This window comes from Polynucleobacter sp. UB-Raua-W9, from assembly GCF_018687435.1.
In the GTDB taxonomy this organism is placed as follows: Bacteria; Pseudomonadota; Gammaproteobacteria; order Burkholderiales; family Burkholderiaceae; genus Polynucleobacter.
In genome coordinates, this window is record NZ_CP061290.1 from 429,971 (window position 1) to 456,729 (window position 26,759).

The 26,759-nt window shown below is 46.4% G+C and carries 27 protein-coding genes and 1 pseudogene; 16 read left to right on the plus strand and 12 right to left on the minus strand.

Annotated elements, in window-relative coordinates; all coding sequences use genetic code 11:
- Positions 1 to 20 precede the first annotated feature (20 nt).
- The 6 genes from AOC07_RS02285 to dnaB all read left to right on the plus strand — a co-directional run bounded on the left by AOC07_RS02285 (position 21) and on the right by dnaB (position 4,177).
- Complete coding sequence (locus AOC07_RS02285; RefSeq protein WP_215358016.1) at positions 21 to 1,097, plus strand: asparaginase; 1,077 nt, start codon at positions 21 to 23, stop codon at positions 1,095 to 1,097.
- Positions 1,098 to 1,220: 123 nt separating this feature from the next.
- Positions 1,221 to 1,595, plus strand: coding sequence for a 30S ribosomal protein S6 (gene rpsF, locus AOC07_RS02290; RefSeq protein WP_215293801.1), 375 nt, complete (start codon positions 1,221 to 1,223; stop codon positions 1,593 to 1,595).
- 53 nt (positions 1,596 to 1,648) lie between these two features.
- Entirely contained in the window at positions 1,649 to 1,948 is a 300-nt protein-coding gene (gene priB / locus AOC07_RS02295; protein WP_251371709.1) for a primosomal replication protein N, read from the plus strand.
- A 13-nt stretch (positions 1,949 to 1,961) separates the two neighbouring features.
- Positions 1,962 to 2,234, plus strand: coding sequence for a 30S ribosomal protein S18 (gene rpsR / locus AOC07_RS02300; protein ID WP_028819198.1), 273 nt, complete (start codon positions 1,962 to 1,964; stop codon positions 2,232 to 2,234).
- A 13-nt stretch (positions 2,235 to 2,247) separates the two neighbouring features.
- Positions 2,248 to 2,700 (plus strand): 50S ribosomal protein L9, encoded by a 453-nt coding sequence (rplI, locus tag AOC07_RS02305; RefSeq protein ID WP_215293802.1) that lies wholly within the window; start codon positions 2,248 to 2,250, stop codon positions 2,698 to 2,700.
- Between the two features lie 37 nt (positions 2,701 to 2,737).
- Positions 2,738 to 4,177, plus strand: coding sequence for a replicative DNA helicase (gene dnaB / locus AOC07_RS02310; RefSeq protein WP_371816722.1), 1,440 nt, complete (start codon positions 2,738 to 2,740; stop codon positions 4,175 to 4,177).
- A gap of 87 nt (positions 4,178 to 4,264) precedes the next feature.
- On the opposite strand, the gene AOC07_RS02315 is transcribed toward dnaB, so the two are convergent.
- From AOC07_RS02315 to AOC07_RS02365, 11 genes and pseudogenes are all read right to left on the minus strand, one after another.
- Entirely contained in the window at positions 4,265 to 4,531 is a 267-nt protein-coding gene (locus tag AOC07_RS02315) for a hypothetical protein (RefSeq protein WP_215293803.1), read from the minus strand.
- A gap of 120 nt (positions 4,532 to 4,651) precedes the next feature.
- A pseudogene (locus AOC07_RS02320) lies at positions 4,652 to 5,035 on the minus strand (C40 family peptidase); the annotation flags it as partial.
- A gap of 121 nt (positions 5,036 to 5,156) precedes the next feature.
- Complete coding sequence (locus AOC07_RS02325; protein WP_215293805.1) at positions 5,157 to 6,803, minus strand: PhoH family protein; 1,647 nt, start codon at positions 6,801 to 6,803, stop codon at positions 5,157 to 5,159.
- Between the two features lie 233 nt (positions 6,804 to 7,036).
- Positions 7,037 to 7,504, minus strand: a complete 468-nt coding sequence (locus tag AOC07_RS02330; protein WP_215293806.1) for a peroxiredoxin — start codon at positions 7,502 to 7,504, stop codon at positions 7,037 to 7,039.
- Between the two features lie 31 nt (positions 7,505 to 7,535).
- Complete coding sequence (locus tag AOC07_RS02335) at positions 7,536 to 8,453, minus strand: polysaccharide deacetylase family protein (protein WP_215358021.1); 918 nt, start codon at positions 8,451 to 8,453, stop codon at positions 7,536 to 7,538.
- A gap of 20 nt (positions 8,454 to 8,473) precedes the next feature.
- Positions 8,474 to 9,520, minus strand: a complete 1,047-nt coding sequence (locus AOC07_RS02340; RefSeq protein ID WP_215293808.1) for a bifunctional UDP-4-keto-pentose/UDP-xylose synthase — start codon at positions 9,518 to 9,520, stop codon at positions 8,474 to 8,476.
- A 47-nt stretch (positions 9,521 to 9,567) separates the two neighbouring features.
- Positions 9,568 to 10,437, minus strand: coding sequence for a formyltransferase (locus tag AOC07_RS02345; RefSeq protein ID WP_215293809.1), 870 nt, complete (start codon positions 10,435 to 10,437; stop codon positions 9,568 to 9,570).
- Entirely contained in the window at positions 10,438 to 11,400 is a 963-nt protein-coding gene (locus tag AOC07_RS02350; protein WP_215293810.1) for a glycosyltransferase, read from the minus strand.
- Positions 11,401 to 11,441: 41 nt separating this feature from the next.
- The gene (locus tag AOC07_RS02355; protein WP_215358022.1) at positions 11,442 to 12,605 is read right to left on the minus strand and encodes a DegT/DnrJ/EryC1/StrS aminotransferase family protein; all 1,164 of its coding nucleotides are present in this window, start codon (positions 12,603 to 12,605) and stop codon (positions 11,442 to 11,444) included.
- Between the two features lie 24 nt (positions 12,606 to 12,629).
- The gene (locus tag AOC07_RS02360; RefSeq protein ID WP_215358023.1) at positions 12,630 to 14,321 is read right to left on the minus strand and encodes a glycosyltransferase family 39 protein; all 1,692 of its coding nucleotides are present in this window, start codon (positions 14,319 to 14,321) and stop codon (positions 12,630 to 12,632) included.
- Positions 14,321 to 14,698 (minus strand): Mth938-like domain-containing protein, encoded by a 378-nt coding sequence (locus AOC07_RS02365; RefSeq protein WP_215293813.1) that lies wholly within the window; start codon positions 14,696 to 14,698, stop codon positions 14,321 to 14,323. Before AOC07_RS02365 ends, AOC07_RS02360 begins: the two co-directional genes overlap by 1 nt.
- Before the next feature lie 79 nt (positions 14,699 to 14,777).
- On the opposite strand from AOC07_RS02365, the gene AOC07_RS02370 reads away from it, so the two are divergent.
- Genes AOC07_RS02370 through moaE form a run of 6 tightly spaced genes read left to right on the plus strand, consistent with a single transcriptional unit; the run spans position 14,778 to position 20,784 of the window.
- Positions 14,778 to 16,034 carry a pyridoxal phosphate-dependent aminotransferase gene (locus tag AOC07_RS02370; protein WP_215358024.1) on the plus strand — a complete coding sequence of 419 codons (1,257 nt, stop codon included), beginning with the start codon at positions 14,778 to 14,780 and terminating at the stop codon, positions 16,032 to 16,034.
- Positions 16,031 to 17,341: a homoserine dehydrogenase gene (locus AOC07_RS02375; RefSeq protein ID WP_215293815.1), complete on the plus strand. Its 1,311-nt coding sequence runs from the start codon at positions 16,031 to 16,033 to the stop codon at positions 17,339 to 17,341. The genes AOC07_RS02370 and AOC07_RS02375 overlap by 4 nt, the downstream gene beginning before the upstream one ends.
- An 8-nt stretch (positions 17,342 to 17,349) precedes the next feature.
- The gene (gene thrC, locus AOC07_RS02380) at positions 17,350 to 18,792 is read left to right on the plus strand and encodes a threonine synthase (RefSeq protein ID WP_215358025.1); all 1,443 of its coding nucleotides are present in this window, start codon (positions 17,350 to 17,352) and stop codon (positions 18,790 to 18,792) included.
- A 32-nt stretch (positions 18,793 to 18,824) separates the two neighbouring features.
- Positions 18,825 to 20,051, plus strand: coding sequence for a gephyrin-like molybdotransferase Glp (gene glp, locus AOC07_RS02385; RefSeq protein WP_215294272.1), 1,227 nt, complete (start codon positions 18,825 to 18,827; stop codon positions 20,049 to 20,051).
- 18 nt (positions 20,052 to 20,069) lie between these two features.
- Positions 20,070 to 20,327, plus strand: a complete 258-nt coding sequence (moaD, locus tag AOC07_RS02390) for a molybdopterin converting factor subunit 1 (protein WP_215293817.1) — start codon at positions 20,070 to 20,072, stop codon at positions 20,325 to 20,327.
- 1 nt (position 20,328) lies between these two features.
- The gene (moaE, locus tag AOC07_RS02395; protein ID WP_215293818.1) at positions 20,329 to 20,784 is read left to right on the plus strand and encodes a molybdopterin synthase catalytic subunit MoaE; all 456 of its coding nucleotides are present in this window, start codon (positions 20,329 to 20,331) and stop codon (positions 20,782 to 20,784) included.
- Between the two features lie 2 nt (positions 20,785 to 20,786).
- Here moaE and AOC07_RS02400 read toward each other — a convergent pair whose 3' ends face one another.
- Positions 20,787 to 21,032 carry a GIY-YIG nuclease family protein gene (locus tag AOC07_RS02400; protein WP_215293819.1) on the minus strand — a complete coding sequence of 82 codons (246 nt, stop codon included), beginning with the start codon at positions 21,030 to 21,032 and terminating at the stop codon, positions 20,787 to 20,789.
- A 94-nt stretch (positions 21,033 to 21,126) separates the two neighbouring features.
- On the opposite strand from AOC07_RS02400, the gene clpB reads away from it, so the two are divergent.
- The 4 genes from clpB (at position 21,127) to AOC07_RS02420 (ending at position 26,549) form a co-directional block, all read left to right on the plus strand.
- Positions 21,127 to 23,730 (plus strand): ATP-dependent chaperone ClpB, encoded by a 2,604-nt coding sequence (gene clpB, locus AOC07_RS02405; protein WP_215358026.1) that lies wholly within the window; start codon positions 21,127 to 21,129, stop codon positions 23,728 to 23,730.
- 65 nt (positions 23,731 to 23,795) lie between these two features.
- A complete protein-coding gene (locus tag AOC07_RS02410) occupies positions 23,796 to 25,034 on the plus strand; it encodes an MFS transporter (protein WP_215358027.1) in 1,239 nt (412 codons plus the stop codon).
- 95 nt (positions 25,035 to 25,129) lie between these two features.
- A complete protein-coding gene (locus tag AOC07_RS02415; RefSeq protein WP_215358029.1) occupies positions 25,130 to 25,528 on the plus strand; it encodes a VOC family protein in 399 nt (132 codons plus the stop codon).
- A 40-nt stretch (positions 25,529 to 25,568) separates the two neighbouring features.
- Entirely contained in the window at positions 25,569 to 26,549 is a 981-nt protein-coding gene (locus tag AOC07_RS02420) for a tripartite tricarboxylate transporter substrate binding protein (RefSeq protein ID WP_215358031.1), read from the plus strand.
- Positions 26,550 to 26,759 lie beyond the last annotated feature (210 nt).

The window sequence follows — 26,759 nt, forward strand, 5'->3', positions numbered from 1 at the left end:
GCAAGGGGGATAATGGGGAGATGAGCCCAAATCCAATGCCCCCTGAAAAAACATCCCATATCTTGGTTCTGGGAATGGGTGGCACTATTGCCGGTTTAGCCTCAAATCCTGGGAAAGATCCACTTTCTTACAAGGCCGGCGAATTGGGTATTGAGGCCCTTTTGGAGAAGATCCAAGAGGATATTCCAGGCGAATTAAAGCTCGTCTCCCGTCAAGTTGCCAATATTAATAGCCGCAATTTAACCGAGCCCTTATTGAGCTTATTGGGTCAGACTGTCATGGAGTCCCTAGCTAATACCATGGTGAGGGGGATAGTGATTACTCACGGAACCGATACGATGGAAGAAACAGGTGTGTTTTTACAGTTGACCTGTGGAAAATATGCTCAAAATTTAGGCAAAAGAATCATCATCACTGGCGCCATGCTGCCAGCCAATGCCCCAGAAGCTGATGGTCCATCGAATTTATTGGATGCCATTCGATGGGCCTCTACCCCCTTAGATAATTGCCCGGGAGGTGTCTATGGAGTGATGGCAGGAAGAGCTTGCCTGGCAATGGATTTATCCAAGCGTCATGCCACTGCGCTCAATGCCCCATTGCAAGCCTCACCCAGTAGTTCAGCCGGCTTAATTAATCCATCCTGGCTATTCGGCGTGAAAGCGGTTCAGGGTGCTTGGAGCGAAGATTTACCTATTCCGAAAGGGGAAGAGTGGCCTTGGGTTGAGATTTTGACTAGTCATGCGGGAAGTCGCCCAGAAACAATTGCTCGGTGGTTTGGGGGTGGGGTAGAGGGCCTAGTATTAGCGGGTTCTGGTATTGGGGGTTTTCATGACGCCTGGTTAACCCCTTTGGGTGAGGCAGCTAAACAAGGTATTGCCTTAGTAAGGACCAGTAGGACGGGTGGCGGCCTAACTTATCCTGATATTCCCGAAAAGGATCTTGCTGGATGCATGGCTTCTGGCTCGCTTTCTGCTCCTAGGGCTAGGATTGCGCTTCAGCTGGCAATAAATGCCGCAAAACAGGCAAACTTAGTTGGTAAATCCCTGACTTGGCAGGATTTTTTTGCTAGAATAGCGGTCTTGCCCTTAATTGGGTAGGTGATTTAAAAGTGTTGTAGCAGTACTTACAATTTGTTACTACCTTGTCACACTGGCGCTAACTTCAAAAACCATCGGAAGTTAGCAAGACGCCCAGGTGACTTTATCCTTAAGGAGTGTTAGATGCGTCATTATGAAATCGTTTTTATCGTCCATCCGGACCAAAGCGAGCAAGTGCCTGCGATGATCGATCGCTACAAAGCTACATTAGCAGCTGCGGGCGGCAAAATCCATCGCATGGAAGACTGGGGTCGTCGTCAGATGGCTTACATGATCGACAAGCTTGCTAAAGCCCATTACGTTTGCATGAACATTGAGTGCGACCAGAAAACCCTGGAAGAGCTTGAGCATGCGTTCAAATTTAACGATGCTGTTTTGCGTCACCTCATCATCAAGACCAAGAAAGCTGAAACAGAGCCTTCCATCATGATGAAAGAAGTGCAACGTGAAGAAGCCCGCAAATCAGCCCAAGCTGACGCTCCTGTAGCGCTAGCCTAAGTTTGAAATTTGAAGAGGAATACACAGACTAGAAAACGTATGAGAGAAGCGGAGTGGCGTTGAATCATTTCACCCTCACTGCAATCTTGGTATCTAAAGACGCGATTCGATTTACACCAGCAGGAATACCGGTGATGCATTGCCAGCTAGAACATAGTGGCCAAGCAAACGAGGTAGGAGTGGCTAGGAAAATTCAGATGAGTGTTGAAGCTATAGCAATTGGTCCGATACAACAGGATCTAGAGCAAATGGATTTAGGAACTGAGGCAGTGTTTGAGGGATTCTTAGCACCCAAGACTCTACGTAATCAAAGACTTGTTTTCCATATTAACCATATTCAATTGAAAAATTAAAGAGGAAATCATCATGGCGTTTGGAAAGAAACCCGATTTCAAAAAGAAACCAGCTCAGAACCCATTGTTCAAGCGTAAACGTTATTGCCGTTTTACAGTTGGTGGCGTTGAGCAAATCGACTACAAAGATGTAGATACATTGAAGGACTTCATTGGCGAGAACGCCAAGATCACTCCTGCTCGTTTGACAGGCACAAAAGCTAAATATCAGCGTCAGTTAGACACTGCTATTAAGCGTGCTCGTTTCTTGGCTTTATTGCCATTCTCCGATCAACATAAGAAATAATTGGGAGCCCTCAATGCAAATTATTCTTTTAGAAAAAGTAACAAACTTGGGCAATCTCGGCGACGTAGTTCGCGTTAAAGACGGTTTCGCTCGTAATTTCTTAATTCCACAACGTAAAGCGCGTCGTGCGACTGAAGCAGCAATTGCTGACTTTGCAGTTCGTCGTGCTGAGTTGGAAAAATTGGCTGCTGAGAAATTGGCTGCAGCTGAAGCGGTGGGCACAAAGCTGAAAGACTTGGTTCTCGAAATCGGTCAAAAAGCGGGTGTTGACGGTCGTTTGTTTGGTTCTGTAACCAACCACGATATCGCTGATGCTTTGAAAGCTAAAGGATTTACGATCGAGAAGGCTTCGATTCGTATGCCTACTGGCCCATTGAAAATGGTTGGTGATCACCCTGTAGCGGTTGCCGTTCATACCGATGTGGTGGCTGACATCACTATTCGTGTAGTTGGTGAGCAAGCTTAAGTTTTAAACCTTAGGTTCTAGGAGCTTCGCTAGCCTCATGGCTGAATCCCGTTCACGTTCCGTGACGCTGAATCCCAGCATGATGGGTTCTGGGGATGCAGTCGTGCAGGCCTTAAAAGTTCCGCCGCATTCTGTAGAAGCCGAGCAATCATTGCTCGGCGGTCTACTGATCGATAACACTGCCTGGGATCGCCTAGGTGGAGTGTTAACTGATAAAGATTTCTACCGTCCTGAACATGCCTTGATCTACAAAGTCATTGCGCGTTTGGTAGGTGACAATCATCCCGCTGACGTGATTACCGTTCATGATGCAATTAAATCTGAGCAAGGTGGCGATTTAGTCAGTGTTGATTACCTCAACTCTCTGGCACAAAACACCCCTAGTGCTGCAAATATCAAAGGTTACGGCGACATCGTTCGTGACCGCAGCATTCTGCGTCGCTTAATTGAAGTTTCGGACAGTATTGTGAACTCTGCTTTTGTTACAGAGGGCCGTCCAGTGAGGACGCTGTTGGATGAGGCAGAGGCTCGTATTTTGCAAATCGGTGAAGAAGGTAGTCGCAAGGCAGACTACCTCGAGATCGAACCACTCTTACGCTCGGTTGTGGCACGTATTGACGAGTTATACAACCGCCAAGGTGGTAGCGATATCACTGGTATTGCCACAGGCTTTATTGATTTGGATAAGCAAACTAGTGGTTTACAAAAAGGGGACTTAGTCATTGTTGCCGGAAGGCCTTCGATGGGCAAGACGGCTTTTGCATTGAATATTGCTGAGAACGTTGCTCTCGCAGAAGGTTTACCTGTTGTCGTGTTCTCGATGGAGATGTCAGGCGAACAATTGGCATCACGCCTCCTTGGTTCAGTAGGGCGTGTTGATCAAGGTCGTATGCGTACCGGTAAGCTGCAAGATGATGAGTGGCCACGTGTTACCGATGCGATTGCCCGGTTAAGTAATACCCAAATTTTGATTGATGAGACAGGCTCCTTATCAAGTCTAGAGTTGCGCACGCGCGCGCGCCGAATTGCCAGAAACTTTGGTGGCACTCTTGGTTTAGTGGTGATTGACTACTTGCAGTTGATGAGTGGCTCAGGTTCAGAGAACCGCGCAACTGAGATCTCAGAAATCTCACGCTCCCTTAAATCGCTTGCAAAAGAATTGCAGTGCCCAGTAGTGGCGCTCTCACAGTTAAATCGTGGTTTGGAGCAACGTCCTAACAAGCGCCCAATCATGTCTGACCTGCGTGAGTCAGGTGCGATCGAGCAAGATGCTGACTTGATTATGTTTATTTATCGTGATGAGGTGTATCACCCTGATACTACGACCGATAAAGGTATGGCCGAGATCATTATTGGCAAGCAGCGTAACGGGCCAATTGGTACAGTCAGATTGAGCTGGCAGGGCCCGTATACTAAGTTTGATAACTTAGCGATGGGATCAGTTGGATATTCTTCTGGTGGTTATGAGCCATTTTAAAGGCAGCTCAAATAACATCATTGATGATGCATAAATAAAAAGCCTCGCATTGCGAGGCTTTTTTACTCAAACAATGTCTTCAAAAATTTATTTTCCACCCTCACACTTTTTGATAGAGGCAGCTTTAGCTGCACCATACAAAGGTTTGCCGTCCTTGCTAACCGCTTTAGCTTCGCAATCGTTCGGTTTTGCATCACCCATACACTTTTTGATTGAAGCATCCTTTGCTGCACCATATAGCGGCTTACCATCTTTGCTAATGGCTTTTGCTTCACAGGCTGCTTGATCAGCGAATGCAAAACTAGGAAGTGCAAAACTTAATACAACACTTAAAGCGATGATGATTTTGTTCATATTGCCCCTTTTTTCATAAAACACGGAATTAAATTGGCTGCTTATAAAACACTGTAATAAAAAATAGTTTATTTGTGAATATAGGGCAAATGCTATGCGCCCAAGGGGCAAGTGGCATCAGGGCGCGACGCGACGCGCTTCAGTAAATTTAGCGGCCCAATAAGGGGAGGTAATGTTATCCAAGCGTACGGTCCCACCTGCGCTGGGCGCATGTACAAATCGACCTTGCCCCACATAGATTCCTGCGTGTGAATACTTTTCGCCAGTGGTATTAAAGAAAACTAGGTCACCTGGAGCGGGTGGCTGACCCTCAATGCTTTGACCTTTAGTGCTCATTAACTGAATGGTGCGAGGCAACTTAATACCAGCAGCTTTGTTATAAACGTAGACAATCAGTCCGCTGCAATCAAAGCCACCTTTGGGGGTATTGCCACCATAGCGATAGGGCACGTCTACCAAGCCAACTGCCGCAATTGAAATATCTTCTGTGCCAACGCTCGTATCTTCCTTGAATTGCGAAACCTTAGAGGAGCTTACTTTGGGGCCAAAGGTGCTGCACCCACTGATTGCGAGGACGCAAATAAAAATGCCGCACCCTATCAGAGTGCGGCACGAGAGAGTTTGCTTAGAGTGCGTCTGCAGCATGATCCGCTAAACGTGAGCGCTCACCGCGCGCAAGGGTGACATGGCCACCATGACGCCAACCCTTAAAGCGATCGACTACATAGGTTAGGCCGGATGAGCCTTCAGTTAAGTAGGGCGTATCAATCTGCGCAATATTGCCTAGACAAATAATCTTGGTTCCTGGGCCCGCGCGGGTGACTAGGGTTTTCATTTGCTTGGGCGTTAAGTTCTGCGCTTCATCAATGATGACAAACTTGCTAACGAAGGTTCTGCCGCGCATGAAGTTCATGCTCTTTACCTTGATGCGTGAGCGGATCAATTCTTGAGTTGCAGCCCGACCCCATTCGCCGGCATCATCGTTGCGTTGGAGAACTTCTAAATTGTCGTCAAATGCACCCATCCATGGCTGCATTTTTTCTTCTTCGGTTCCCGGTAGGAAGCCAATGTCTTCGCCAACGGGAACGGTAGCGCGAGTAATGATGATCTCGTTATAGCGCTTACTATCCAATACCTGCTCAAGGCCTGCAGCCAATGCCAGCAAGGTTTTTCCTGTACCCGCTTGACCTAATAAGGTCACAAAATCTACGTCTGGATTCATGAGCAAGTTCATTGCAAAGTTTTGCTCGCGGTTTCGAGCGGTCACCCCCCAGACATTGTTTTTCTGGTGCGAGAAGTCTCTGAGAGTTTGCAAGAGGGCAGTTTTGCCATTGATTTCCCTGACGTGTGCATAGAAAGGTGTGGAGCCATCGGGATTCTCTTGGTACACAAATTGATTTACCAGCATACTTGGTACAGCAGGACCAGTCACCCTATAGAACATCGTGCCAGACTTGGAGTCTGACCAACTTTCCATATCTTTGCCATGCTTTGGCCAGAAGTCTGCTGATAGAGCCATGACTCCGGAGTACATCAAGTCACGATCTTCTAATACCTGGTCATTGAAATAATCTTCGGCAGGTAGACCAAGTGCACGCGCTTTAATGCGCATGTTGATGTCTTTGGACACCAGCACCACTTCTTGGCCATTACGAGTCTTTTGCAACTCACTCACTACCGCCAAGATCATGTTGTCGCCTTTGCCTTCAGGAAGTCCTTCAGGCAATGCTTGAGTAGATAGTTTTGTTTGGAAGAAGAGACGACCTGAAACATCTTGGTTGCCAAGCTTATTCAGTGGAATCCCTTCGTCCAATGTGCCGCTGGTGCCGGCAACCAGTTGATCTAGGGAGCGGCTGACGGTACGAGCGTTTCGGGCTACTTCGGTCATGCCTTTTTTATGGTTATCCAACTCTTCGAGAGTGGTCATAGGCAAGAATAGGTCGTGCTCTGAGAAGCGGAACAATGAGCTAGGGTCATGCATTAAGACGTTAGTGTCTAAAACGAATAGGCTTGGAGGCCCTGTACGAACAACGCGTTTCGGTTTGGCAGGCGTCGTTACCTTATTCTCATTGCGAGTAGGTGTGCGGTCTGCTTTAATTTTCTCGAGAGCGACTTCTGCTGCAGATAAATCTTCCTCTGCATCATTGATCCAGTCTGAGGTTTCCATCACTACTGGTTTTGCTGGCGCAGGACGTTTCTTTAAGTCTGGAGTGTCTTTACGACTAAGTCTCACTTGATCAGCAATTTGAGTTGGGATGGGTGGCAGTGGCATGGACTCTCCTAAAAGAAAAAACCGCCAAGCAATGTGCGTTGACGGTTTATTACGAAACTAGTTGCATTAAGATCTAGAAAACGGAGGGGGTTGCTCCCCGAACCTGTTTTGAAATATTCAGGTTTCTGATTCAAACGGATTGTCAGACTTTCCCGCCGTGTACGGTGCATATGACTTTACTTTACCCCAAATTTTGGGGTTTGCAAGCGCCCCAGAGAAAATTATTGTAAAAATTATTCAGTAGCTTGGGCTGCTTGTAATACCTCTGTCACATGGCCTGGAACCTTAAGGCCGCGCCACTCTTTTACCAGCTTGCCAGAGGAGTCAAAGAGGAAGGTGCTCCGCTCAACGCCGCGGACCTGCTTGCCGTACATATTCTTCATTTTCATGACACCAAAGATTTGGCAGAGTTTTTCTTCGGTATCAGCAACAAGCTCAAAGGGTAGGCCCAATTTACTGCGAAAGTTATCGTGAGACTTGAGGCTGTCTCGGGAAACTCCAACTACTAGCGTGTTGGTTTTGGTGAAGGCGTCAATGTTGTCGCGAAATTCACCAGACTCTGCTGTGCAGCCAGGAGTCATATCTTTTGGATAAAAGTAAAGAACCAGTTTTTTACCTTTGGCCGAAGCTGGAGAAAAAGTCAGTCCCGATGTTGCTGGGATGGCGCACTCTGGCATAGTTTGACCGATTGCTACTGTCATGATGATCCTTTGTTATTAATGTCTCTTAGTGTTAATTATTCTGAATAATCAGTTCGCCACTACGATTGGGTATTTCGCCCCAGGTCAGCGGCAACACAGCTATTTTATCGAGTTGATTGGTGGCTTTCCAGGATTGGTGTAACTCACCCATAGTGACAAGGTCGTGCCCTTGATTTAGCCATCCAGCCAATAGTTGTTCAAATGCAGGCAGTAGCTTTTGACCCTCAAGCTCGGCATGCAAAGTGAAGACTTGATCATTGGGATTGCTCTGGGTGATTTCTAAGAGTTTTTTGACTGCGCCAAACTCATCTGCGCCATCAATGCCAATGAGCTCATCAAAGGTTGGCAGCGTGGTTGGGTATTGCACATGCTTTGCTTTGCCATTGGGTAAGGCCAATCGATAAGGCATCAGATTAGGTTTGGCTCTGCCATCGGAAGAATGGGTAATGCCCCATTGATCGAGTTGCTCAAAAGCAGCTTCATTCATTTGCCAACCAGCTGCGCCATAAGTCACGGGTGCATGACCAAAGATTTCTACAAAGCGATCCCAGCTTTTTTGCATCATCGCTTTAGTCCATTTAGAGTCTTGAGTGCGAACTGCGTCTTGCCACGCAACATGGTCCCAAGTGTGGATGCCGGTTTCATGACCGGCTTTCTCAATCGCACGCATTTCTGCAGCAGCTTTTTTGCCAATGTCTGGTCCGGGGATGAGTACACCATAGAGCAAAGTTTTGATACCGTAGTGTTCTACGACAGAAGTACGACTAACTTTTTTTAGAAAGCCTGGACGAAAAACTCGCTTTAAAGCCCAGCCGGTATGGTCAGGGCCTAGGCTAAATAAGAAGGTTGCCTGAAGTCCAAAGCGCCCAAGGGTGCGAGCGAGATTGGGTACGCCTTCTTTAGTGCCGCGTAGGGTGTCAACATCTACCTTGAGAGCGATCTTAGCCATGAACCCCTGCGCCCGTTAACTTATTCTTTATCAACTAAAGAGCGTGCTTTTTCTACATCCTGGCGATAGGCTTCGAAAATATTCTTGAGAGCATCAGTCATCGTAGTCGTTGGTTTCCAATCTAATTCACTCATAGTGTTATCGATTGCAGGCACGCGGTTTTGTACGTCTTGGTAGCCTTCTCCGTAGTACGCGCCAGAAGTAGTTTCAACAATCTTGACTTCGTTTGCAGTCTTGGCATATTCAGGAATGCTACGGGCAATCTCGAGCATTTGATTCGCTAGTTCACGAACGGAGTGATTGTTTTTCGGGTTACCAATGTTATAAATCTTGCCGTTAGCAACACCATCTTTGTTATCGATGATGCACATCAATGCATCAATACCATCATCTACGTAAGTGAAGGCGCGTTTCTGCGCGCCACCATCGACTAAATTGATTGGTTCGCCACGAACAATGTGGCCTAAGAACTGGGTTACCACGCGGGATGAGCCCTCTTTGGGTGTGTAGATACTGTCAAGACCAGGGCCGATCCAGTTAAACGGGCGGAAGAGGGTGAAGCGCAAGCCTTCCATGCCATAACCCCAGATCACACGATCCATAAGCTGTTTAGAGCAGGCATAGATCCAACGCGGCTTATTGATCGGACCGTAAACCATATTTGATTTAGCAGGATCGAATTCAGCATCCTCACACATGCCATAGACTTCAGAGGTGGATGGGAATACTAAATGTTTTTTGTATTTAACGGCAGAGCGAACGATGGGAAGATTAGCCTCAAAGTCGAGTTCAAATACTTTTAATGGCTGCTGAACATAAGTTGCTGGAGTGGCAATCGCAACCAAAGGCAAGATAACGTCGCATTTACGAATGTGATATTCAACCCATTCTTTATTGATGGTGATATCACCTTCAAAAAAGTGCATACGTGGATGGTTGATGAGATCACCTAAGCGATCATTTTGCATATCCATGCCATAGACATCCCAATCGGTTGTCTCAAGAATGCGCTTGGAAAGGTGGTGGCCAATAAAACCGTTAACACCAAGAATGAGTACTTTTTTCATCTTTACTGCCTCGTTTTAATCTAATTTGGGAATACTAAATACAGTGCTTATTTGTTGGCTGGGAACCATTCCAGGATTTCAACTGCCTGGCCGTCACCGCAAATGCCGAATACCCGATTATCAACCACTTGGATGCCCTGAACGCCAAGATCCAGATTGCTTGGGAATAGCCCCTTCAGGCTTGTGCGGGCCACAATCATTGTCTGCCCCTGGTGATACGTAAAGGCGCCTGGATAAGGGGGTGCAACGGCTCTCACTAGATTGTGGACCTGAATTGCCTTCTGATGCCAATGAATTTGCCCGTCAGAGGGCTTCCTGCCACCAAAATAACTGCCTTTTTGGAGCTCATTGGGCTTGCGGGGTACTTTGCCCTGAATGAGCTTCGGCAGCGCTTCGGTGATGACTTTTACTGCTGCTTGACTTACCTTGCCAAATACATCAGTAGCCGTCTCATCCGGGCCAATGCTAACTGAAGCTTGCCCAACAATATCGCCGGCATCTGGTTTGGTTTCCATGATGTGCAAGGTGGCGCCTGTTTCAGTTTCTCCATGCAAGATTGCCCAGTTTACTGGCGCGCGGCCACGGTACTTTGGTAGAAGTGAGCCGTGCATATTTAGCGCAGTAATCTTCGCGCAAGCCAAAATTTGCGCGGGGATCATATGGCGATAGTAAAAAGAAAAAATGTAATCCGGGGCCAGTGCTTGTAATTTTGGAATCAGGGCGTCTAAATCATTCGCACTAGGCGTAATGTATGGAATATGTTGATCAGCACACAGTTTGGCAACACTAGCAAACCAAACATTCTCATGAGGATCATCTTGATGGGTAACAACTAGATCAACTTGGATGCCTGCAGCTAATAAGGCTTTAAGGCAATTGACACCAACATCGTGATAAGCGAAGACGACTGCGTGCAATTATTTTTTCTCTAAAACAGTTTGCACAACGTAACGTGGGCGATTGCGGATTTGTTGATAGATGCGGCCGATGTATTCACCGAGGAGACCAAGGCCAAAGAGCATAACGCCAATCAGGAAGAAAGTCAGCGCAAAGAGGGTGAATACTCCCTCAACCTCGGCGCCCAGTACAAAGCGGCGTACCAGTAAGTAGATGAATAGACTGCCTGCAGCGAGCGATAGCAACATACCTAGAATCGAGAAGATCTGTAAAGGCATGATGGAGAATCCAGTCACTAAATCAAAGTTCAAGCGAATCAGTTGATAGAGGCTATATTTAGACTCGCCAGCAAAACGCTCTTCGTGTTTGACGGTGATTTCAATGGGGTTGGCAGCAAAGGTATAAGCCAGCGCGGGAATAAAGGTGTTGTTCTCATCGCATTGGCGTACTAAGTCAACGATGCGGCGGTTATAGCCCCGTAACATGCAACCTTGATCAGTCATCGTGATTCGAGTAATGTTTTCGCGTAAACCGTTCATAGCGCGTGAAGCAAATTTTCTGAAGAAGCTGTCACGACGATCCGCACGAATGGTGCCAACGTAATCATGGCCCTTTAATAACTGCTCCGTCAGGGCATCAATCTCTTCGGGGGGATTTTGTAAATCTGCATCCAAAGTAATAACAAATTCACCCTTGGCGTATTCAAATCCAGCCATGATGGCCATATGTTGACCAAAGTTGCTGTGAAATAAAACGGCGCGCGTCACGTCAGGACGTTGCTCAACTTGTTTAGCCAAAATACCAGCAGAACGATCTTTGCTGCCGTCATTTACAAAAACGACTTCATAGGAAATATTGCGTTTAGCCGCCAGCCCATCTAAGGATGGATAGAGGCGATCAAAGAGGGCTTGAAGACCGTCTTCCTCGTTATAGACGGGAATAACAATGCTGAGCTTTGGGTTGGCAACTAAATTTGCAGTCATGCTGCAATTTTGCCTGATTCTTGGGGTTTAGCCCAAGAAGGCTAGTTTTTGGAGTGTTTCTTGAGGATTCCGACCAATCCACTGGCTATGCGGCCAATATCTTCGTCTGCCATGCTGGGGAAGAGTGGGAGGGTCAAAATAGAGCGACCAATACGCGCAGCAATTGGGGTATCACTTATTTTGTAGCCTTGATTTTTGTAAAGACTAAAGCCGGTAATAGCAGGGTAGTGCACTCCTGTACCAATGCCAAGATCTTTTAATTCGGTCATCACTAGAGCGCGATCACAAGCCAATTGCTCCAGTGGCAGCACTACCTGAAACATATGCCAATTGCTATCAGTGAAGTTTTCAACCGGCAGTTCTAATTTGAGCGCCTCCAATTCGGCAGATTTGAGTTCCGCACGAATGGCATCAAAATATTGACGAGCGAGTACTGCGCGACGTGTTTGATATGCAGGCAATTGTTTTAGCTGTTGCAAGCCAATGACCGCATTCACATCGGTCAAATTATCTTTGCCACCGAGTACATCAACATCCATTCCATCCATGCCTTGGCGAGTTAATCCTTGAAGGCGAAATTTTTCAGCAAGTTTGGCTTCGGAGTCATCATTTAAAACTAGGCAGCCACCCTCTACAGTCGTGAGATTCTTATTGGCTTGAAAGCTAAAGCTTACGAGGTCGCCGAAGCTTCCAATCTTCTGACCCTTCCACTGAGAGCCGAAGGCTTGAGCTGCATCTTCAATCACTCGCAGATGATGTTGCTTCGCGATTGCATAGAGTCGATCCATATCTACGGGTAAGCCAGCCAAATAGACCGGCATGATGGCGCGAGTCTTGGATGTGATTGCAGCAGTGACTTTATGAAGATCTATATTGCGTGTAACGGGATCAATATCCACAAAGACAGGTTTAGCGCCAACTCCCAAAATCACATTGGATGTTGCCACCCAAGAAATCGGCGTGGTGATGACTTCATCACCTGGGCCAATACCAGCAACTTGTAATGCAATCTTCATCGTTGCTGTGCCATTGGCAAAACAACGGACAGGACGACCACCAAAGTATTCGCTGAGAGTTGCTTCAAACTCTGCCAACTTCGGTCCTGAGGTCACCCAACCAGAACGCAAGACATCTGCAACAGCATCAATGGTTTCTTGATTAAAGCTTGGGCGCGTGAAGGGTATAAATGAAGGATTATTTGACATGATGTCTTATATTACTTTACTGCCTTACCGTGCCGCGTTTGGTGTATCAGGATGCTTCACAATCACTCTACGGGAGTCGCGATCTACTTCCTGCATTGGTAGCTTTTGCTCTCGGAGCGCACTGAACTGCTCTGGAACCATTAGGGCATAAGCGGCTTGATCCTCTTGCCAGCGAGCAATGAAGGCATCAAGAGTGGGCATCCAGAGCTCAGGTTCTTGATGAACGCCAAACTCTAGTTCATCGGGAGACTCAACCATGATCATGGTTCTGCCAAGATAAAACGGCACAGTGTGATCTAAGAGTCGAATGGAGTAGAAGTTCACTTTTTCTGGGATGGATACTTTGACTCGGTTGACAAGATCAATACCAGAAACGGCCCGACCCAATGTCTCATGGCCTGTACCGGCAATGATGGCGCAGAGAAAAAATCCGCCAGCAAAGCTCACAATACTTTGAATACCGTTTCGTTTACTTTGCCATGCTGCAAATAGGCTAAAGGTGATAAGTGCAATTAATGCGGCAACAATCCAATAAGTGTATTGAGCGTAGGCTGCGATCTCATCTGGCCTTGCTTGTTTGCCAATGTCGGATAAGAAGAAAAATCCAATGCATCCCAAGACTGCAAATCCAATAGTTTGTAGTTTCCAAGAAAGCTCCATCGAATTAGTGTGCGCTAACAGTTGGTCCAGGCGATTACCGATTAATAATGCGAGCGCAGGAAAAATAGGGATGATGTAGCCCGGAAGTTTGGAGCGCGAAACGCTAAAGAAAATAAAGATTACTGCGAACCAGCACACTAATAACCAGCCGCTTGAGAAATCCCGACGACGCTCGCCCCATGCTTGCACAATCGAACCAGGAATTTGTAGCACCCAGGGCAATAAGCCAATGAATAGCAAGGGTACGAAGTAATAGATTGGACCTGTTCTGCTGTGGGCATCTTGAGTAAAGCGTTGCAAATGCTCATGAATAAAGAAGAATTCCAAGAACTCAGGATTACGCTGTGCAACCAAGAAAAACCATGGCGCTGTAATTGCTAGAAATAAAATCGTGCCGCTGAATAAGCGTAAACGTGTCCAGATTTTCCAATCCCAAGAAGTGATGGAGTAAGCAACAAAGACCATTGCTGGAATGGCAGCGCCAATCACTCCTTTGGAAAGTGTTGCAAGCGCCATGAAGATCCAGCAAGCCCACATCCAATTTCGGCAGGGGATTTTGTTGCGCGAAGTTTGGGCTAGCAATAGGCTACACAACGCCGCCACTAAAAAAGATGACAGCCCCATGTCTAAAGAATTGAAATGGCCGCTAATGACCCACATCGGACTTGATGCGAGTACGACAGCAGCTAACCATCCCGCTCTAGCGCTGAAAATGCGAGCACCAGTAAAGCCAATGAGTAAAATAGTGAGAAAGCCAGTAAGCCCAGTCCACAGACGTGCTTGCCAATCACCGATACCGAAAACTTGAAATGCAGCAGCAGTTGCCCAAGCTTGTAATGGTGGTTTCTCAAAATACTTGTAGCCGTTGTAACGTGGCGTAACCCAATCGCCTGTGACCAACATCTCCCTTGCTATTTCTGCATAACGTCCCTCATCAGATGGGATGAGATGGCGATAGTTCAGCGTGCCAAACCAGATCAAGCTATAAATAATGGCAAGCAATAAAATTTTGCCGGGATGAAGCGCAGAGGATTGCCGAATTTTTCCAAATTGCATTAGCTTGGCTCCACAATTAACGCTAGAAGAACTTGACGTCCCTCTCCTACCAAAATGTTGTAGGTGCGACAGGCGGCTTGAGAATCCATGATTTCAAAGCCAATTTTTGCCAAAATGAGGGATTTGAGGAGCTCTGGCTTGGGAAAGCGCTGTTTAGCGCCTGTGCCAATCAGAATTAATTCAGGCTTGAGATCGACCATTTGGAGAAAATGGGATGAATCTAGGCCGTCGAATGATTTAACTGGCCATTCAGAGATTGCCCCATCAGAGCTCAATAAGACAGCATAGGCATATGGGGTCTGGTTGATCTCGACGTAGCCATCTCCATAGCCGGTGATCGTGTTGGCTCCGGAATGGGGGTCAGATTGAAGCTTCAAGTGGACTCTCTGTCATAATTATGTGGATTATAGCTAGCTGTTTTTTCCAAGATTTCAAGAACTTACCCTTTAATTTATTGTGAAACCCATCCTAAAGTCCCAAAAACTCAATCACGTCTGTTATGACATTCGTGGGCCAGTGCTTGAGCTCGCTCAGCGCATGGAGGAAGAGGGTCACAAAATCATCAAATTAAACATCGGAAACGTAGGGGTTTTCGGTTTTGATCCTCCTGAAGAGATTCAGTTGGACATGATCCGCAATTTGAGTAATGCTTCTGCCTATTCTGATTCCAAGGGCATCTTTGCTGCTCGCAAAGCCATCATGCAGTATTGCCAAGAAAAAGGTATACAAGGGGTCACGCTGGATGATGTTTATACCGGCAACGGCGTTTCTGAACTGATCGTACTTTCAATGAATGCATTGCTCAATGATGGCGATGAAGTATTGGTTCCAGCGCCTGACTATCCACTGTGGACTGCTGCGGTGAGTTTGTCGAGCGGTACCCCAGTTCATTATTTATGTGATGAGTCTAAAGATTGGGCACCAGACTTAAATGATCTGCGCAAAAAAATCACACCACGTACTAAAGCAATTGTGGTGATTAATCCTAACAATCCAACTGGTGCAATTTATTCCCAAGAAGTATTGCTCGAGATGGTGAAAATTGCTCGTGAGCATGGTTTGATTTTGTTTGCTGATGAGATTTACGACAAGATGTTATACGACGCTGAGAAGCATATTTCTCTTGCATCTTTATCTACTGATGTAGTCACAATCACTTTTAATGGCTTATCCAAGAACTACCGCTCATGCGGCTACCGCGCTGGCTGGATGGTGGTTTCAGGGGATAAAGAGATGGTGCGTGACTATATCGAGGGCCTGAATATGTTGGCCTCGATGCGCTTGTGCGCAAACGTGCCAGGTCAATATGCAATTCAAACTGCACTTGGTGGTTACCAAAGTATTAACGACTTAGTGGCTGAGGGTGGCCGCTTAGCAAAGCAACGTGATCTCGCCTGGAAACTGATTACCGATATTCCTGGTGTCACTTGCGTTAAACCAAAATCTGCCTTGTATTTATTTCCAAAGTTAGATCCCGAGGTTTATCCAATTGAAGATGATCAACAGTTTGTTGCTGATCTCTTAAAAGAGGAAAAAGTATTGTTGGTCCAAGGTTCTGGTTTTAACTGGGGTAAGCCTGATCATTTCCGTGTCGTGTTCTTACCTCATGAAGATGTGCTCAAGGAAGCAATTGGCCGCCTTGCACGTTTTCTGGAGCGATATCGTAATAAGCATAGCCGCAAGGCTTCTACAACCGCAGCAAAGGCATCATGAAACCGATTCAAGTAGGTCTATTAGGTATTGGCACTGTTGGTGGTGGCGTATTCACAGTTCTCGAGCGCAACCAAGATGAAATTACCCGTCGTGCTGGTCGCGGCATTCGTATTAATACCGTTGCCGATCTTAATGTAGAGCGTGCTAAAGAAGTTGTTCAAGATCGTGCACAGATTGTGAATGATGCTCGTGCTGTGATCAATAATCCCGAAATCGACATCGTGGTTGAGCTCATTGGTGGATATGGCATTGCTAAAGACTTGGTTTTAGAGGCAATTGCTGCCGGCAAGCATGTGGTGACTGCAAATAAGGCCTTGATCGCCGTACATGGGAACGAGATTTTTAAAGCAGCTCACGCTAAGGGCGTGATGGTCGTATTTGAAGCGGCAGTTGCTGGCGGCATCCCTATTATTAAAGCTCTGCGTGAGGGCTTAACTGCTAACCGCATTGAGTGGATCGCCGGCATCATCAATGGGACCACCAATTTCATTCTCTCTGAGATGCGTGATAAAGGCCTAGACTTTGCAACGGTTCTCAAAGAGGCGCAACGCTTAGGTTACGCAGAAGCAGATCCAACGTTTGATATTGAAGGTGTTGATGCTGCGCATAAGGCGACCATCATGAGCGCGATTGCATTTGGTATTCCAATGCAGTTTGATAAAGCGCACATCGAAGGCATCACCAAATTGGATGCTATTGATATTAAATATGCAGAGCAATTGGGCTATCGCATCAAGTTGCTAGGTATTGCCAAGAAAACGCCAACGGGTGTTGAGTTGCGCGTACATCCAACCCTAATTCCTGCTAAACGTTTAATTGCAAACGTTGAGGGCGCTATGAATGCTGTGCAGGTATTTGGTGATGCAGTAGGTACTACCTTGTATTACGGAAAAGGTGCGGGATCTGAACCAACTGCCTCAGCTGTGATTGCTGATTTGGTAGATATCACTCGTTTGCTGAGCGCTGATCCTGAGCATCGCGTTCCTTACTTGGCCTTTCAGCCAGATGCTGTGCAAAATACCCCTGTATTGCCGATTGGCGAGATTACGACTAGTTACTACTTGCGTTTGCGTGTAGCTGACCAAGCTGGTGTGTTGGCTGACATTACTAAGATCTTGGCCGCGCACGGCGTTTCGATTGATGCACTCTTGCAAAAAGAGGCAGACGAAGGTGAAAGTCAAACTGATTTGGTTGCCTTAACGCACGAAACTAAAGAGAAGAACATGCTTGCGGCAATCACAGAGATCCAGAATCTCAAAACCGTCGCTGGTGAAGTGGTGAAGATTCGTTTAGAAAATCTGTCTTAAGCAAAACAATGCGTTACCAATCCACTCGCGGCAATAGCCCGCAACAATCCTTCTTAGAAATTCTCTTGGGCGGTTTAGCGCCGGATGGCGGTTTATATTTGCCGACTCAGTATCCACTGGTCACCTCAGCACAATTGGATTCATGGCGTGGCTTGTCTTATGCTGATCTGGCTTATGAGGTTCTAAGTCTGTATTGCGATGACGTTCCTGAGGCTGATTTACGTGCGCTGTTGCGCAAGACATATACCGAGCAGGTTTACTGCAACGGCCGCCCTCAAGACAATGCCAAAGACATTACACCTTTACACTGGTTAGGCGAAGAGCAGGGTACTCGCATTGGGCTCTTGAGCTTATCAAATGGTCCAACCTTGGCTTTCAAGGATATGGCAATGCAGTTGCTGGGCAATCTTTTTGAGTATGCTCTTAAGAAGAAAGGTCAGCAGCTTAATATTTTGGGCGCCACATCAGGTGATACGGGCAGTGCTGCTGAATATGCGATGCGTGGCAAAGAGGGCGTAAAAGTATTTATGCTTTCGCCGCGTGGCAAGATGAGCTCCTTTCAGTCTGCGCAGATGTATTCCTTGCAAGACCCCAACATTTTCAACTTAGCAGTAGCTGGTGTGTTTGATGATTGTCAAGATATTGTTAAAGCAGTCAGCAATGATCATGCCTTTAAGGCTAAGAGCCAAATTGGTACTGTGAACTCCATTAACTGGGGTCGGGTAGTTGCACAAGTAGTGTATTACTTTCAGGGCTATCTCTTGGCCACCAAGTCAAGCAATGAGAGGGTGTCATTTACTGTGCCATCTGGTAATTTCGGTAACGTCTGTGCTGGTCATATCGCCCGCATGATGGGCCTGCCAATTGCACACTTGGTTGTGGCAACCAATGAAAACGATGTACTCGATGAGTTTTTCCGCACTGGTGTATATCGTGCGCGCAAATCTGCTGAGACATTGCATACCTCAAGCCCATCGATGGATATTTCCAAGGCAAGTAACTTTGAGCGTTTTGTATTTGACTTCATGGGTCAAGATGGCAACGCTACTGCCGCCATGTTTAAGCAAGTGGATACGACTGGTGGCTTTGATATTTCTAAGGACACTGTCTTCAAAGAGCTTGGTCAGTATGGCTTCCAGTCTGGCCGCAGCACTCATGAAAATCGCCTAGAAACAATTCGCGATATCGACAAACGTTATGGTGTCATGGTCGATACCCATACTGCTGATGGCATCAAAGTAGCGCGTGAGCATTTGCAGGCTGGCATTCCAATGCTCGTGCTCGAGACTGCGCTTCCCATTAAGTTTGAAGAAACGATTCAAGAAGCTTTGGGGCGACCTGCTGAGTGCCCGTCTGCATTCAAAGACATTAAATCTAAGCCCCAGCGTGTAGAGAATATTGATGCTGATGTCCATCAGGTCAAAGCATTCATTACAACGCATCTTAGTTAAAACATAAGCTAATCACCATGAATAAGCCTCCAATGTTGACTGCACAGCAGGCCTTGGATCACTTGCTTTCTCATGCCAAGCCAGTTGCCGAGACTGAGAGCATTCCAATGCAGGCCACCTTAGGTCGCGTTCTTGCTGAGAACGTAAACAGCCTAGTCGACGTGCCCCCACTGGATAACACCTCAATGGATGGTTATGCAGTCCGCGCAGCAGACATCCAGAATCCTGGAAGCATTCTAAAAATTGCACAACGCATTCCAGCGGGCTCTGTTGGAACCACACTCGAACCCGGTACCGCAGCCAGAATTTTTACAGGTGCACCAGTTCCCTTGGGGGCAGATGCAGTGGTGATGCAAGAGGATTGCGCTATTCCCGAAGGCTCGGCAGATCATGTACAAGTCAATATTGCGCCAGTGTTAGGCCAATGGATTCGCCGTAGAGGTGAAGATTTAACGGCAGGTAAAACGGCGTTAACTGCAGGAACCTTCTTGCGCCCTCAAGAGTTAGGCGTTGCAGCATCTGCTGGCTTGACTCACTTAAGTGTTAAGCGTCGCGTTAAGGTGGCAGCATTCTTTACTGGTGATGAGCTATCTCTTCCTGGCGAGCCACTTAAGCCGGGTGGAATTTATAACTCCAACCGTGACACCCTATTAGCCTGTCTTAAATCACTGGGTTGTGATGCCACTGATTTAGGTATTGTGCCGGATCGACTTGAGGCAACTAAAGCAGCATTACGTAAGGCCAGCAAAGATCATGATCTGATTATTACGTCCGGTGGTGTATCGGTTGGCGAAGAGGATCACATCAAGCCAGCAGTAACCGCTGAAGGACGATTGGATTTATGGCAGATTGCTATTAAGCCTGGAAAGCCACTGGCATTTGGTGCGGTTCGCAAATCAGATAAGCCTGAAGATGGTGAGGCCTGGTTTATTGGTTTGCCGGGCAATCCAGTATCCAGCTTTGTAACTTTCCTGTTATTTGTAAGACCATTCATTCTCAAGCTTCAGGGAAGAAGTAGTAGCCCACCACAGTCTTATTCGATGCGCGCTGATTTTGATTGGTTAAAAGCTGATCGACGCAATGAATTCTTGCGCGTCAAACTCAATAGTAATGGCGGCTTGGATTTATTCCCCAATCAAAGTTCCGGGGTGCTTACAAGTGCATCTTGGGGTGATGGTCTTGTAGATTGTCCGCCAAACCATTCAATCAAAGCTGGCGATCAGGTGAAATATATTCCTTTTGATGCTTTGCTTAAATAATCGGTTTACGATTGCCTCATGAAACTCGAATTACGATTCTTTGCCTCTTTGCGTGAAGCTCTTGGAGTTTCTCAAGAGAGTATTGTCACGCCTGATAGCGTCAAAACGATTGCCGATCTCAGGGTTCACTTAATAGAGCGTGGCAATCCTTGGGCTGAAGTATTAGCACAGAGCAAAGTATTACGCTGTGCTCTGAATCAGGTTATGGTTGATGCAAGCACGCCTCTCATAGACAATGCAGAAGTTGCGTTCTTTCCGCCAGTGACTGGGGGCTAATATGCCAATCCGAATTCAAGAGGCAGATTTTGATGTTAGCGCTGAAATAGCAGCGCTACGTAAAGGCGATCCAAGAGTTGGTGCAGTGGTAACTTTTTTGGGCGCCGTGCGTGATATGAATGACGGTAGTCATGTAAAGGAGATGACTCTCGAGCATTATCCCGGCATGACTGAGAAAGCTTTGCAAGAAATCCTAGATCAAGCAAAGGCTCGTTGGGATATCTACCAGACTTTGGTGATTCATAGAGTTGGCCCATTGCTGCCTGAAGATCAAATTGTTTTAGTGGTGGTAACCAGCGCTCATAGAGGCGAAGCATTCGCAGCGTGTGAGTTCATCATGGACTATCTCAAAACTGCAGCCCCATTCTGGAAAAAAGAAAACACCTCTGATGGCGCTCGCTGGGTTGATGCCCGCGTGACTGACGATGCTGCAATGGCGCGTTGGGCAAAGAAGTAAATTTAACTACTTTTAAAAAATCCCAACTTCGCAGATCTGGGTAGCTGCTTTAATTTTGCTTCTGCTTTGGATGCCTCTGATCGATCTGGGTGCTCTTGGCTTGCTAAAAGGACAACTGGTCTTCGAGATCTCGTATAGCGAGCACCTTGCCCTGAATTATGGGCTTCTAGGCGATGTTCTAGTCGGTTAGTAATGCCGGCATAGTAAGTGCCATCAGCGCATTCGAGGAGGTAAACAAGCCAGGACAAAGTGGGGGTAAATTCGCTTAAAAAGAGGGTGTAAAAGCCTTGAAATCTGTCATATTGCCCTTATATTCTATAGATAGATATATGGAGTGCAAAAATGAGAATAGATAAGTTAACAACTAAATTTCAAGAGGCCTTAAGTGAGGCCCAAAGTATCGCTTTAGCCAAAGACAATCAGTATATTGAGCCGGCCCATGTATTGCTGGCGATGTTGCGTGATTCTGACGGCGCTGCTAAGAGTTTATTAACCCGCGCCGGCGTGAATGTCTTGGGCCTCGAAAAAGGTCTTGAGAAGATCATTGGTAATTTTCCTGAAGTGCAGGGCACGAGTGGTGAGGTTCAGGTTGGCCGTGATCTCAGTAACTGGCTTAACCTATGTGAAAAAGAAGCCAACAAACGTAACGATCAATTTATCGCTGGCGAGTTATTTCTGCTGGTGGTGGCTGATGACAAAGGCGAGCTTGGGAAGCTAGCTCGTGAAAATGGTTTAAATCGTAAATCGTTAGAAGCGGCTATTGATTTAGTGCGCGGAGGGGAATCAGTGAATACTGCAGATGCCGAGGGTCAACGTGAAGCCCTTAAGAAATACACCATCGATTTAACTGAGCGCGCTCGTATGGGTAAGCTAGATCCGGTGATTGGTCGTGACGATGAGATTCGTCGCACCATTCAGATCTTGCAGCGTCGCGGCAAGAATAACCCTGTCTTGATTGGTGAGCCAGGCGTCGGCAAGACCGCTATTGTTGAAGGTTTAGCTCAGCGCATTGTGAATGGTGAAGTCCCTGAGACTCTCAAGAACAAGCGTGTCCTGGTCTTGGATATGGCATTGCTATTGGCTGGCGCCAAGTATCGCGGCGAGTTTGAAGAGCGCTTGAAAGCTGTTCTGAGTGATGTTGCTAAAGATGAAGGTCAAACCATCATCTTTATCGATGAAATTCATACTATGGTGGGTGCTGGCAAAGGTGATGGCGCGATGGATGCTGGCAATATGCTAAAGCCAGCCTTGGCTCGCGGAGAATTGCATTGTATCGGCGCAACCACTCTAGATGAATATCGCAAGTACATTGAAAAAGATGCTGCACTAGAGCGCCGCTTCCAAAAAGTGATGGTCGAAGAGCCAAGCGTTGAAGCAACAATTGCTATCTTGCGCGGTTTGCAAGAGCGCTATGAGCTTCACCATGGTATTGAGATTACCGATCCAGCGATTGTGGCTGCGGCGGAGCTATCACACCGTTACATTACTGACCGCTTCTTGCCAGACAAGGCAATCGACTTAATTGACGAGGCTGGTTCACGTATCCGGATGGAGATTGATTCCAAGCCAGAGGTAATGGATAAATTAGAGCGTCGCCTCATCCAGCTCAAGATTGAGCGTGAAGCAGTGAAGAAAGAAAAAGACGAGGCTTCTCAAAAACGGCTTGGCCTCATTGAAGATGAGATCAAGCGTCTAGGTGCCGAATATGCTGACTTAGAGGAAATCTGGAAGGCTGAGAAGGGTGCCGTATTGGGTGCTGCCAATCTGAAAGAAGAGATTGAAAAAGTTCGTGCTGATATCGCTAAGCTGCAACGCGAGGGTAAGTTGGAGAAAGTTGCTGAATTGCAGTATGGAAAATTGCCAGAACTTGAAGCTAAGCTCAAATCTGCTGCTGCAGCTGAAGCTAAAGGCAATAAAGATGGCGTTGTAAAGAATAAGCTTTTACGTACCCAAGTTGGCGCAGAGGAAATCGCTGAAGTGGTATCTCGCGCTACTGGTATTCCGGTATCGAAGATGATGCAGGGCGAACGCGACAAACTTCTCAAGATGGAAGAGTTGTTGCATAAGCGTGTGGTTGGTCAGGAAGAGGCTATTCGTGCAGTATCAGATGCCATCCGTCGCTCCCGTGCTGGTTTGGCTGAAGAGAATCGTCCTTATGGATCCTTCTTATTCCTGGGGCCTACAGGTGTCGGTAAAACTGAGCTGTGCAAAGCATTGGCTGGTTTCTTGTTTGATAGTGAAGACCATCTGATTCGCATTGATATGAGTGAGTTCATGGAAAAGCATAGCGTTGCGCGTTTGATTGGTGCGCCTCCGGGTTATGTGGGTTATGAAGAGGGCGGTTACTTAACCGAGCAAGTTCGTCGCCACCCTTACAGCGTGATTCTCTTTGACGAAATCGAAAAGGCGCACCCTGATGTCTTTAACGTCCTCTTGCAAGTGTTGGATGATGGTCGCTTAACCGATGGTCAAGGTCGAACTGTGGACTTTAAAAACACCGTGATTGTGATGACTAGTAATATTGGCTCGCATTTGATTCAGTCGATGACCGATAAGAAGCAGTCTGAAATCAAAGACGCTGTATTTGAAGAGTTGAAGAATCACTTCCGTCCAGAGTTCTTAAATCGTATCGATGAGATTGTGGTATTTCATGGCTTAGATAAAGGCAATATCGCCAATATTGCGAAGATCTTGCTGAAAAACCTCTCCGATCGTTTGGCAAAAGTGGATATGCAGCTTGAGGTAAGCGATGCAGCCTTGAGTAAGATTGCTGAAGTTGGCTTTGATCCTGTTTTTGGGGCAAGGCCGCTCAAGCGCGCTATCCAGCAGCACATCGAGAACCCAGTCTCCAAGATGATTTTGGAGGGTAAGTTCGGACCTAAGGATGTAGTGCCTGTTGACGTGGATAAAAAAGGTGACTTTAGTTTCACACGTCAGGTTCACTAGTTAGCAACTAAGTAGTAATAAAAGGTAGTTCAGCAGGAATATTCCTGCACCAGTAAACTCGGAACATGACTGTTGCGCTCACTAGTAGGCGTGCCAGTGATGTCCGGGTTATTGGTCTCATTAGCCTAGCTCACGGTAGCTCCCACTTCTTTCACTTAATTCTGCCACCCATGTTTCCATGGTTAAAGGCGGAGTTTGGCTTTAATTACGCTGAGCTCGGTTTACTCATGACCATCTTCTTTGTGGTCTCTTGCCTTGTGCAGGCAGGCTCTGGATTTTTGGTTGATCGGATTGGTGCTCGCCCTGTTTTGTTTGCTGGAGTTGGTTTGCTTGCCTTGGCAGCTCTGACCTATTCTCAAAGTAATGGGTATGCCATGCTAGTTTTGGGTGCCATGATTGCCGGTTGCGGCAACGGAGTTTTTCATCCAGTAGATTACACGCTCATTAATCACAAAATTTCTCCAGCTAATTTGCCTTATGCCTATTCCATTCATGGGGTAACAGGCTATTTAGGTTGGGCAGCAGCGCCAGCCTTTATGGTTGCCATCACCACCTTATTTAATTGGCGAATTGCTTTCTTGGCTGCAGCAATACTCGAAGCCCTCATTCTCTTGACGCTTTGGATTGGTCGAGCACGCTTGGTGGATGACGTTCAAGCAAGACGAGAAGAGACAGAAACCCATCATGCTGCCAACAATCCAAGCGGCACACCGATGAGTACTTTTGGGTTTATGAAATTACCAGCAGTTTGGCTTTGCTGGATTTTCTTTTTCTTCAGCATGGCGGCAACTACTGGGTTGCAGTCATTTGCACCGACTGCACTCTTCAAAATTTATGACCTTGCTGTGAGTTCAGGTAACTACTATTTAACTTTAATGTCTATGGGTGGAGCAGGCGGGATGTTGCTCGGGGGTTATCTTGCTACGCGCCTGAAGGTGCCGGAGCGCATCATTACCATCTGCTTTACCGTCAATATTGTGATGGGGCTTCTCTTGGCAACGGGCTTAGTGCCAGTCGAGATTATTGTGCTGGCCTTTATTGTGATTGGATTGGGCTTGGGGATTGCCGCACCATCACGCGATTTGATGATTCGCACTGCAACTCCTTCAGGCTCATCAGGAAGGGTCTACGGCATTGTGTATTCAGGTATTGATTTAGGTGCCGCCCTGAGCCCTTTAGTGTTTGGTATCTTCTTAGATATCGGCTTGCCAAAACTTTTATTTGTGGGCGTTGCTATGCTGCAGCTCATGATTATTGTGACTGCATTTAAGGTCTCCTCTGACTCAGAAAAGATCGACATTTAATTTAAATTAACCTAGGGTTTGCACTAGGGATAATTGATTCAAAATCCTTTAGGCTGTCTCTAGTTTTATATATAAAAAAATAATGGAGATAGTACATGAGGCAGTTAATCGATCGAATTGATCATATTGTTTTAACGGTGACTGATATTGAGGTAACAACTCAGTACTACGAGAAAGCATTTGGGTTTGAAAGAGAATTTTTCAAAGGCCCCGAGGGGCAGCCACGCTATGCCTTACGTTTTGGCCAACTGAAGATTAATTTACAAGATCGCGATACAGAGACCCCAACCAAAGCAAGGGTTCCAACGATTGGATCTGGCGATTTTTGTTTAATTGCTTCAGTTCCTTTGGATGAATTTATTGAGCATCTTAAGAAAAATAAAATTCCAATTGACGTTGGTCCGGTGCCACGTCGTGGTGCGCTTGGTCCAATACGTTCAGTGTATTTGCGTGACCCAGACGGAAACTTAGTTGAAGTAGCCGAGTACGTCTAAATTCCCCATTTTTTGCTGTAAAAATTTAGCAGGAGTATCTATGCGTTTTATCGCAAAATTATTCGCTTGTATCTGCCCAATAGTTAGTTTGTCTTTGCCATCAATTGCTGCTGAGCCTTGGCCTGCAAGTAACAGGAGTATTGTATTCATTAATCCATTTGCTCCTGGTGGTGCCTCTGATGCTTTTAGCAGACCAGTTGCCAAGAACTTAACCACCCAATTGGGTGTTCCCGTGATCGTTGATAACAAAAGCGGTGCGGGTGGCACGCTTGGCGCTGCATATGCAGCGAAAATGCCTGCAGATGGTTATGGTTGGTTTGCTGGTGCAGTTCATCACACGATTGCACAATCACTCTACCCAAATTTAAGTTATGACATTACAAAAGATTTTGAGCCAATTGCAATTTTGGGGAGTACTCCACAGGTTATCGTAGTGAATCCAAATAAGTTTGGCAGCACGGATCTTAAAACGATTATTGCGATTATTAAAAAGAATCCTGGTGCTTATAACTATGGTTCTGCTGGTAGTGGGACTTCGCAGCATCTATCTGGGGAGTTATTTAAGCAACTAACCAAAACACAAATCACCCACGTGCCTTATCGAGGTGTTGGACCTGCTTTGCAGGATTTGGTTGCAGGTCAAATTGATATTATGTTTGATACATTTGCAGCTTCAGGCCCCTTTGTGAAGAGTGGACAGTTAGTCGCCATCGCGGTTGCTTCTAATAAACGTGTCGATAGTTTTCCAGATGTTCCCACTGCTGCTGAAGCAGGTTTGCCTAACTATGTGGTGTCAAGCTGGTATGGCCTCTGGGGCGTTAAGGGGACGCCGAATGAGGTGCTGAATAAAATGGCTGCTGAAGTCGATAAGGCATTAACTTCTGATGAATTAAAGGAGAAGTGGTACTCTCTTGCTGCGACAGCTCCTCGTATGTCTAGGGCTGAGTTTGCAAAATTTGTTAATCAGGAAGTGGTCCGTTGGCGCGAAGTGATTAAGACCGCAAATATTAAGTTAGATTAACTACATTCTTTTCATAATATGAAAAGTCATTACACTGCGTAAAATGCAGTGCAGTACCCTTCGCTCGACCTCATTCCATTTAATGATTCAATATTTCACATTATAAAAATTATTACTTAAGTCATTGTTTTTGAATGAATAATTATTTTTATAAATTCCTGTAATTGGCCTTGCTTGCATTCCCTAATTGTCTACACTCTTATATAAGAC

Excerpts from the sequence above, each read along its gene's own strand:
- AOC07_RS02285 (WP_215358016.1), top strand. The coding sequence starts at position 21 with ATGAGCCCAAATCCAATGCCCCCTGAAAAAACATCCCATATCTTGGTT.
- rpsF (WP_215293801.1), top strand. The coding sequence starts at position 1,221 with ATGCGTCATTATGAAATCGTTTTTATCGTCCATCCGGACCAAAGCGAG.
- rpsR (WP_028819198.1), top strand. The coding sequence starts at position 1,962 with ATGGCGTTTGGAAAGAAACCCGATTTCAAAAAGAAACCAGCTCAGAAC.
- rplI (WP_215293802.1), top strand. The coding sequence starts at position 2,248 with ATGCAAATTATTCTTTTAGAAAAAGTAACAAACTTGGGCAATCTCGGC.
- dnaB (WP_371816722.1), top strand. The coding sequence starts at position 2,738 with ATGGCTGAATCCCGTTCACGTTCCGTGACGCTGAATCCCAGCATGATG.
- AOC07_RS02315 (WP_215293803.1), bottom strand. The coding sequence starts at position 4,531 with ATGAACAAAATCATCATCGCTTTAAGTGTTGTATTAAGTTTTGCACTT.
- AOC07_RS02325 (WP_215293805.1), bottom strand. The coding sequence starts at position 6,803 with ATGCCACTGCCACCCATCCCAACTCAAATTGCTGATCAAGTGAGACTT.
- AOC07_RS02330 (WP_215293806.1), bottom strand. The coding sequence starts at position 7,504 with ATGACAGTAGCAATCGGTCAAACTATGCCAGAGTGCGCCATCCCAGCA.
- AOC07_RS02335 (WP_215358021.1), bottom strand. The coding sequence starts at position 8,453 with ATGGCTAAGATCGCTCTCAAGGTAGATGTTGACACCCTACGCGGCACT.
- AOC07_RS02340 (WP_215293808.1), bottom strand. The coding sequence starts at position 9,520 with ATGAAAAAAGTACTCATTCTTGGTGTTAACGGTTTTATTGGCCACCAC.
- AOC07_RS02350 (WP_215293810.1), bottom strand. The coding sequence starts at position 11,400 with ATGACTGCAAATTTAGTTGCCAACCCAAAGCTCAGCATTGTTATTCCC.
- AOC07_RS02355 (WP_215358022.1), bottom strand. The coding sequence starts at position 12,605 with ATGTCAAATAATCCTTCATTTATACCCTTCACGCGCCCAAGCTTTAAT.
- AOC07_RS02360 (WP_215358023.1), bottom strand. The coding sequence starts at position 14,321 with ATGCAATTTGGAAAAATTCGGCAATCCTCTGCGCTTCATCCCGGCAAA.
- AOC07_RS02375 (WP_215293815.1), top strand. The coding sequence starts at position 16,031 with ATGAAACCGATTCAAGTAGGTCTATTAGGTATTGGCACTGTTGGTGGT.
- thrC (WP_215358025.1), top strand. The coding sequence starts at position 17,350 with ATGCGTTACCAATCCACTCGCGGCAATAGCCCGCAACAATCCTTCTTA.
- glp (WP_215294272.1), top strand. The coding sequence starts at position 18,825 with ATGTTGACTGCACAGCAGGCCTTGGATCACTTGCTTTCTCATGCCAAG.
- moaD (WP_215293817.1), top strand. The coding sequence starts at position 20,070 with ATGAAACTCGAATTACGATTCTTTGCCTCTTTGCGTGAAGCTCTTGGA.
- moaE (WP_215293818.1), top strand. The coding sequence starts at position 20,329 with ATGCCAATCCGAATTCAAGAGGCAGATTTTGATGTTAGCGCTGAAATA.
- clpB (WP_215358026.1), top strand. The coding sequence starts at position 21,127 with ATGAGAATAGATAAGTTAACAACTAAATTTCAAGAGGCCTTAAGTGAG.
- AOC07_RS02410 (WP_215358027.1), top strand. The coding sequence starts at position 23,796 with ATGACTGTTGCGCTCACTAGTAGGCGTGCCAGTGATGTCCGGGTTATT.
- AOC07_RS02415 (WP_215358029.1), top strand. The coding sequence starts at position 25,130 with ATGAGGCAGTTAATCGATCGAATTGATCATATTGTTTTAACGGTGACT.
- AOC07_RS02420 (WP_215358031.1), top strand. The coding sequence starts at position 25,569 with ATGCGTTTTATCGCAAAATTATTCGCTTGTATCTGCCCAATAGTTAGT.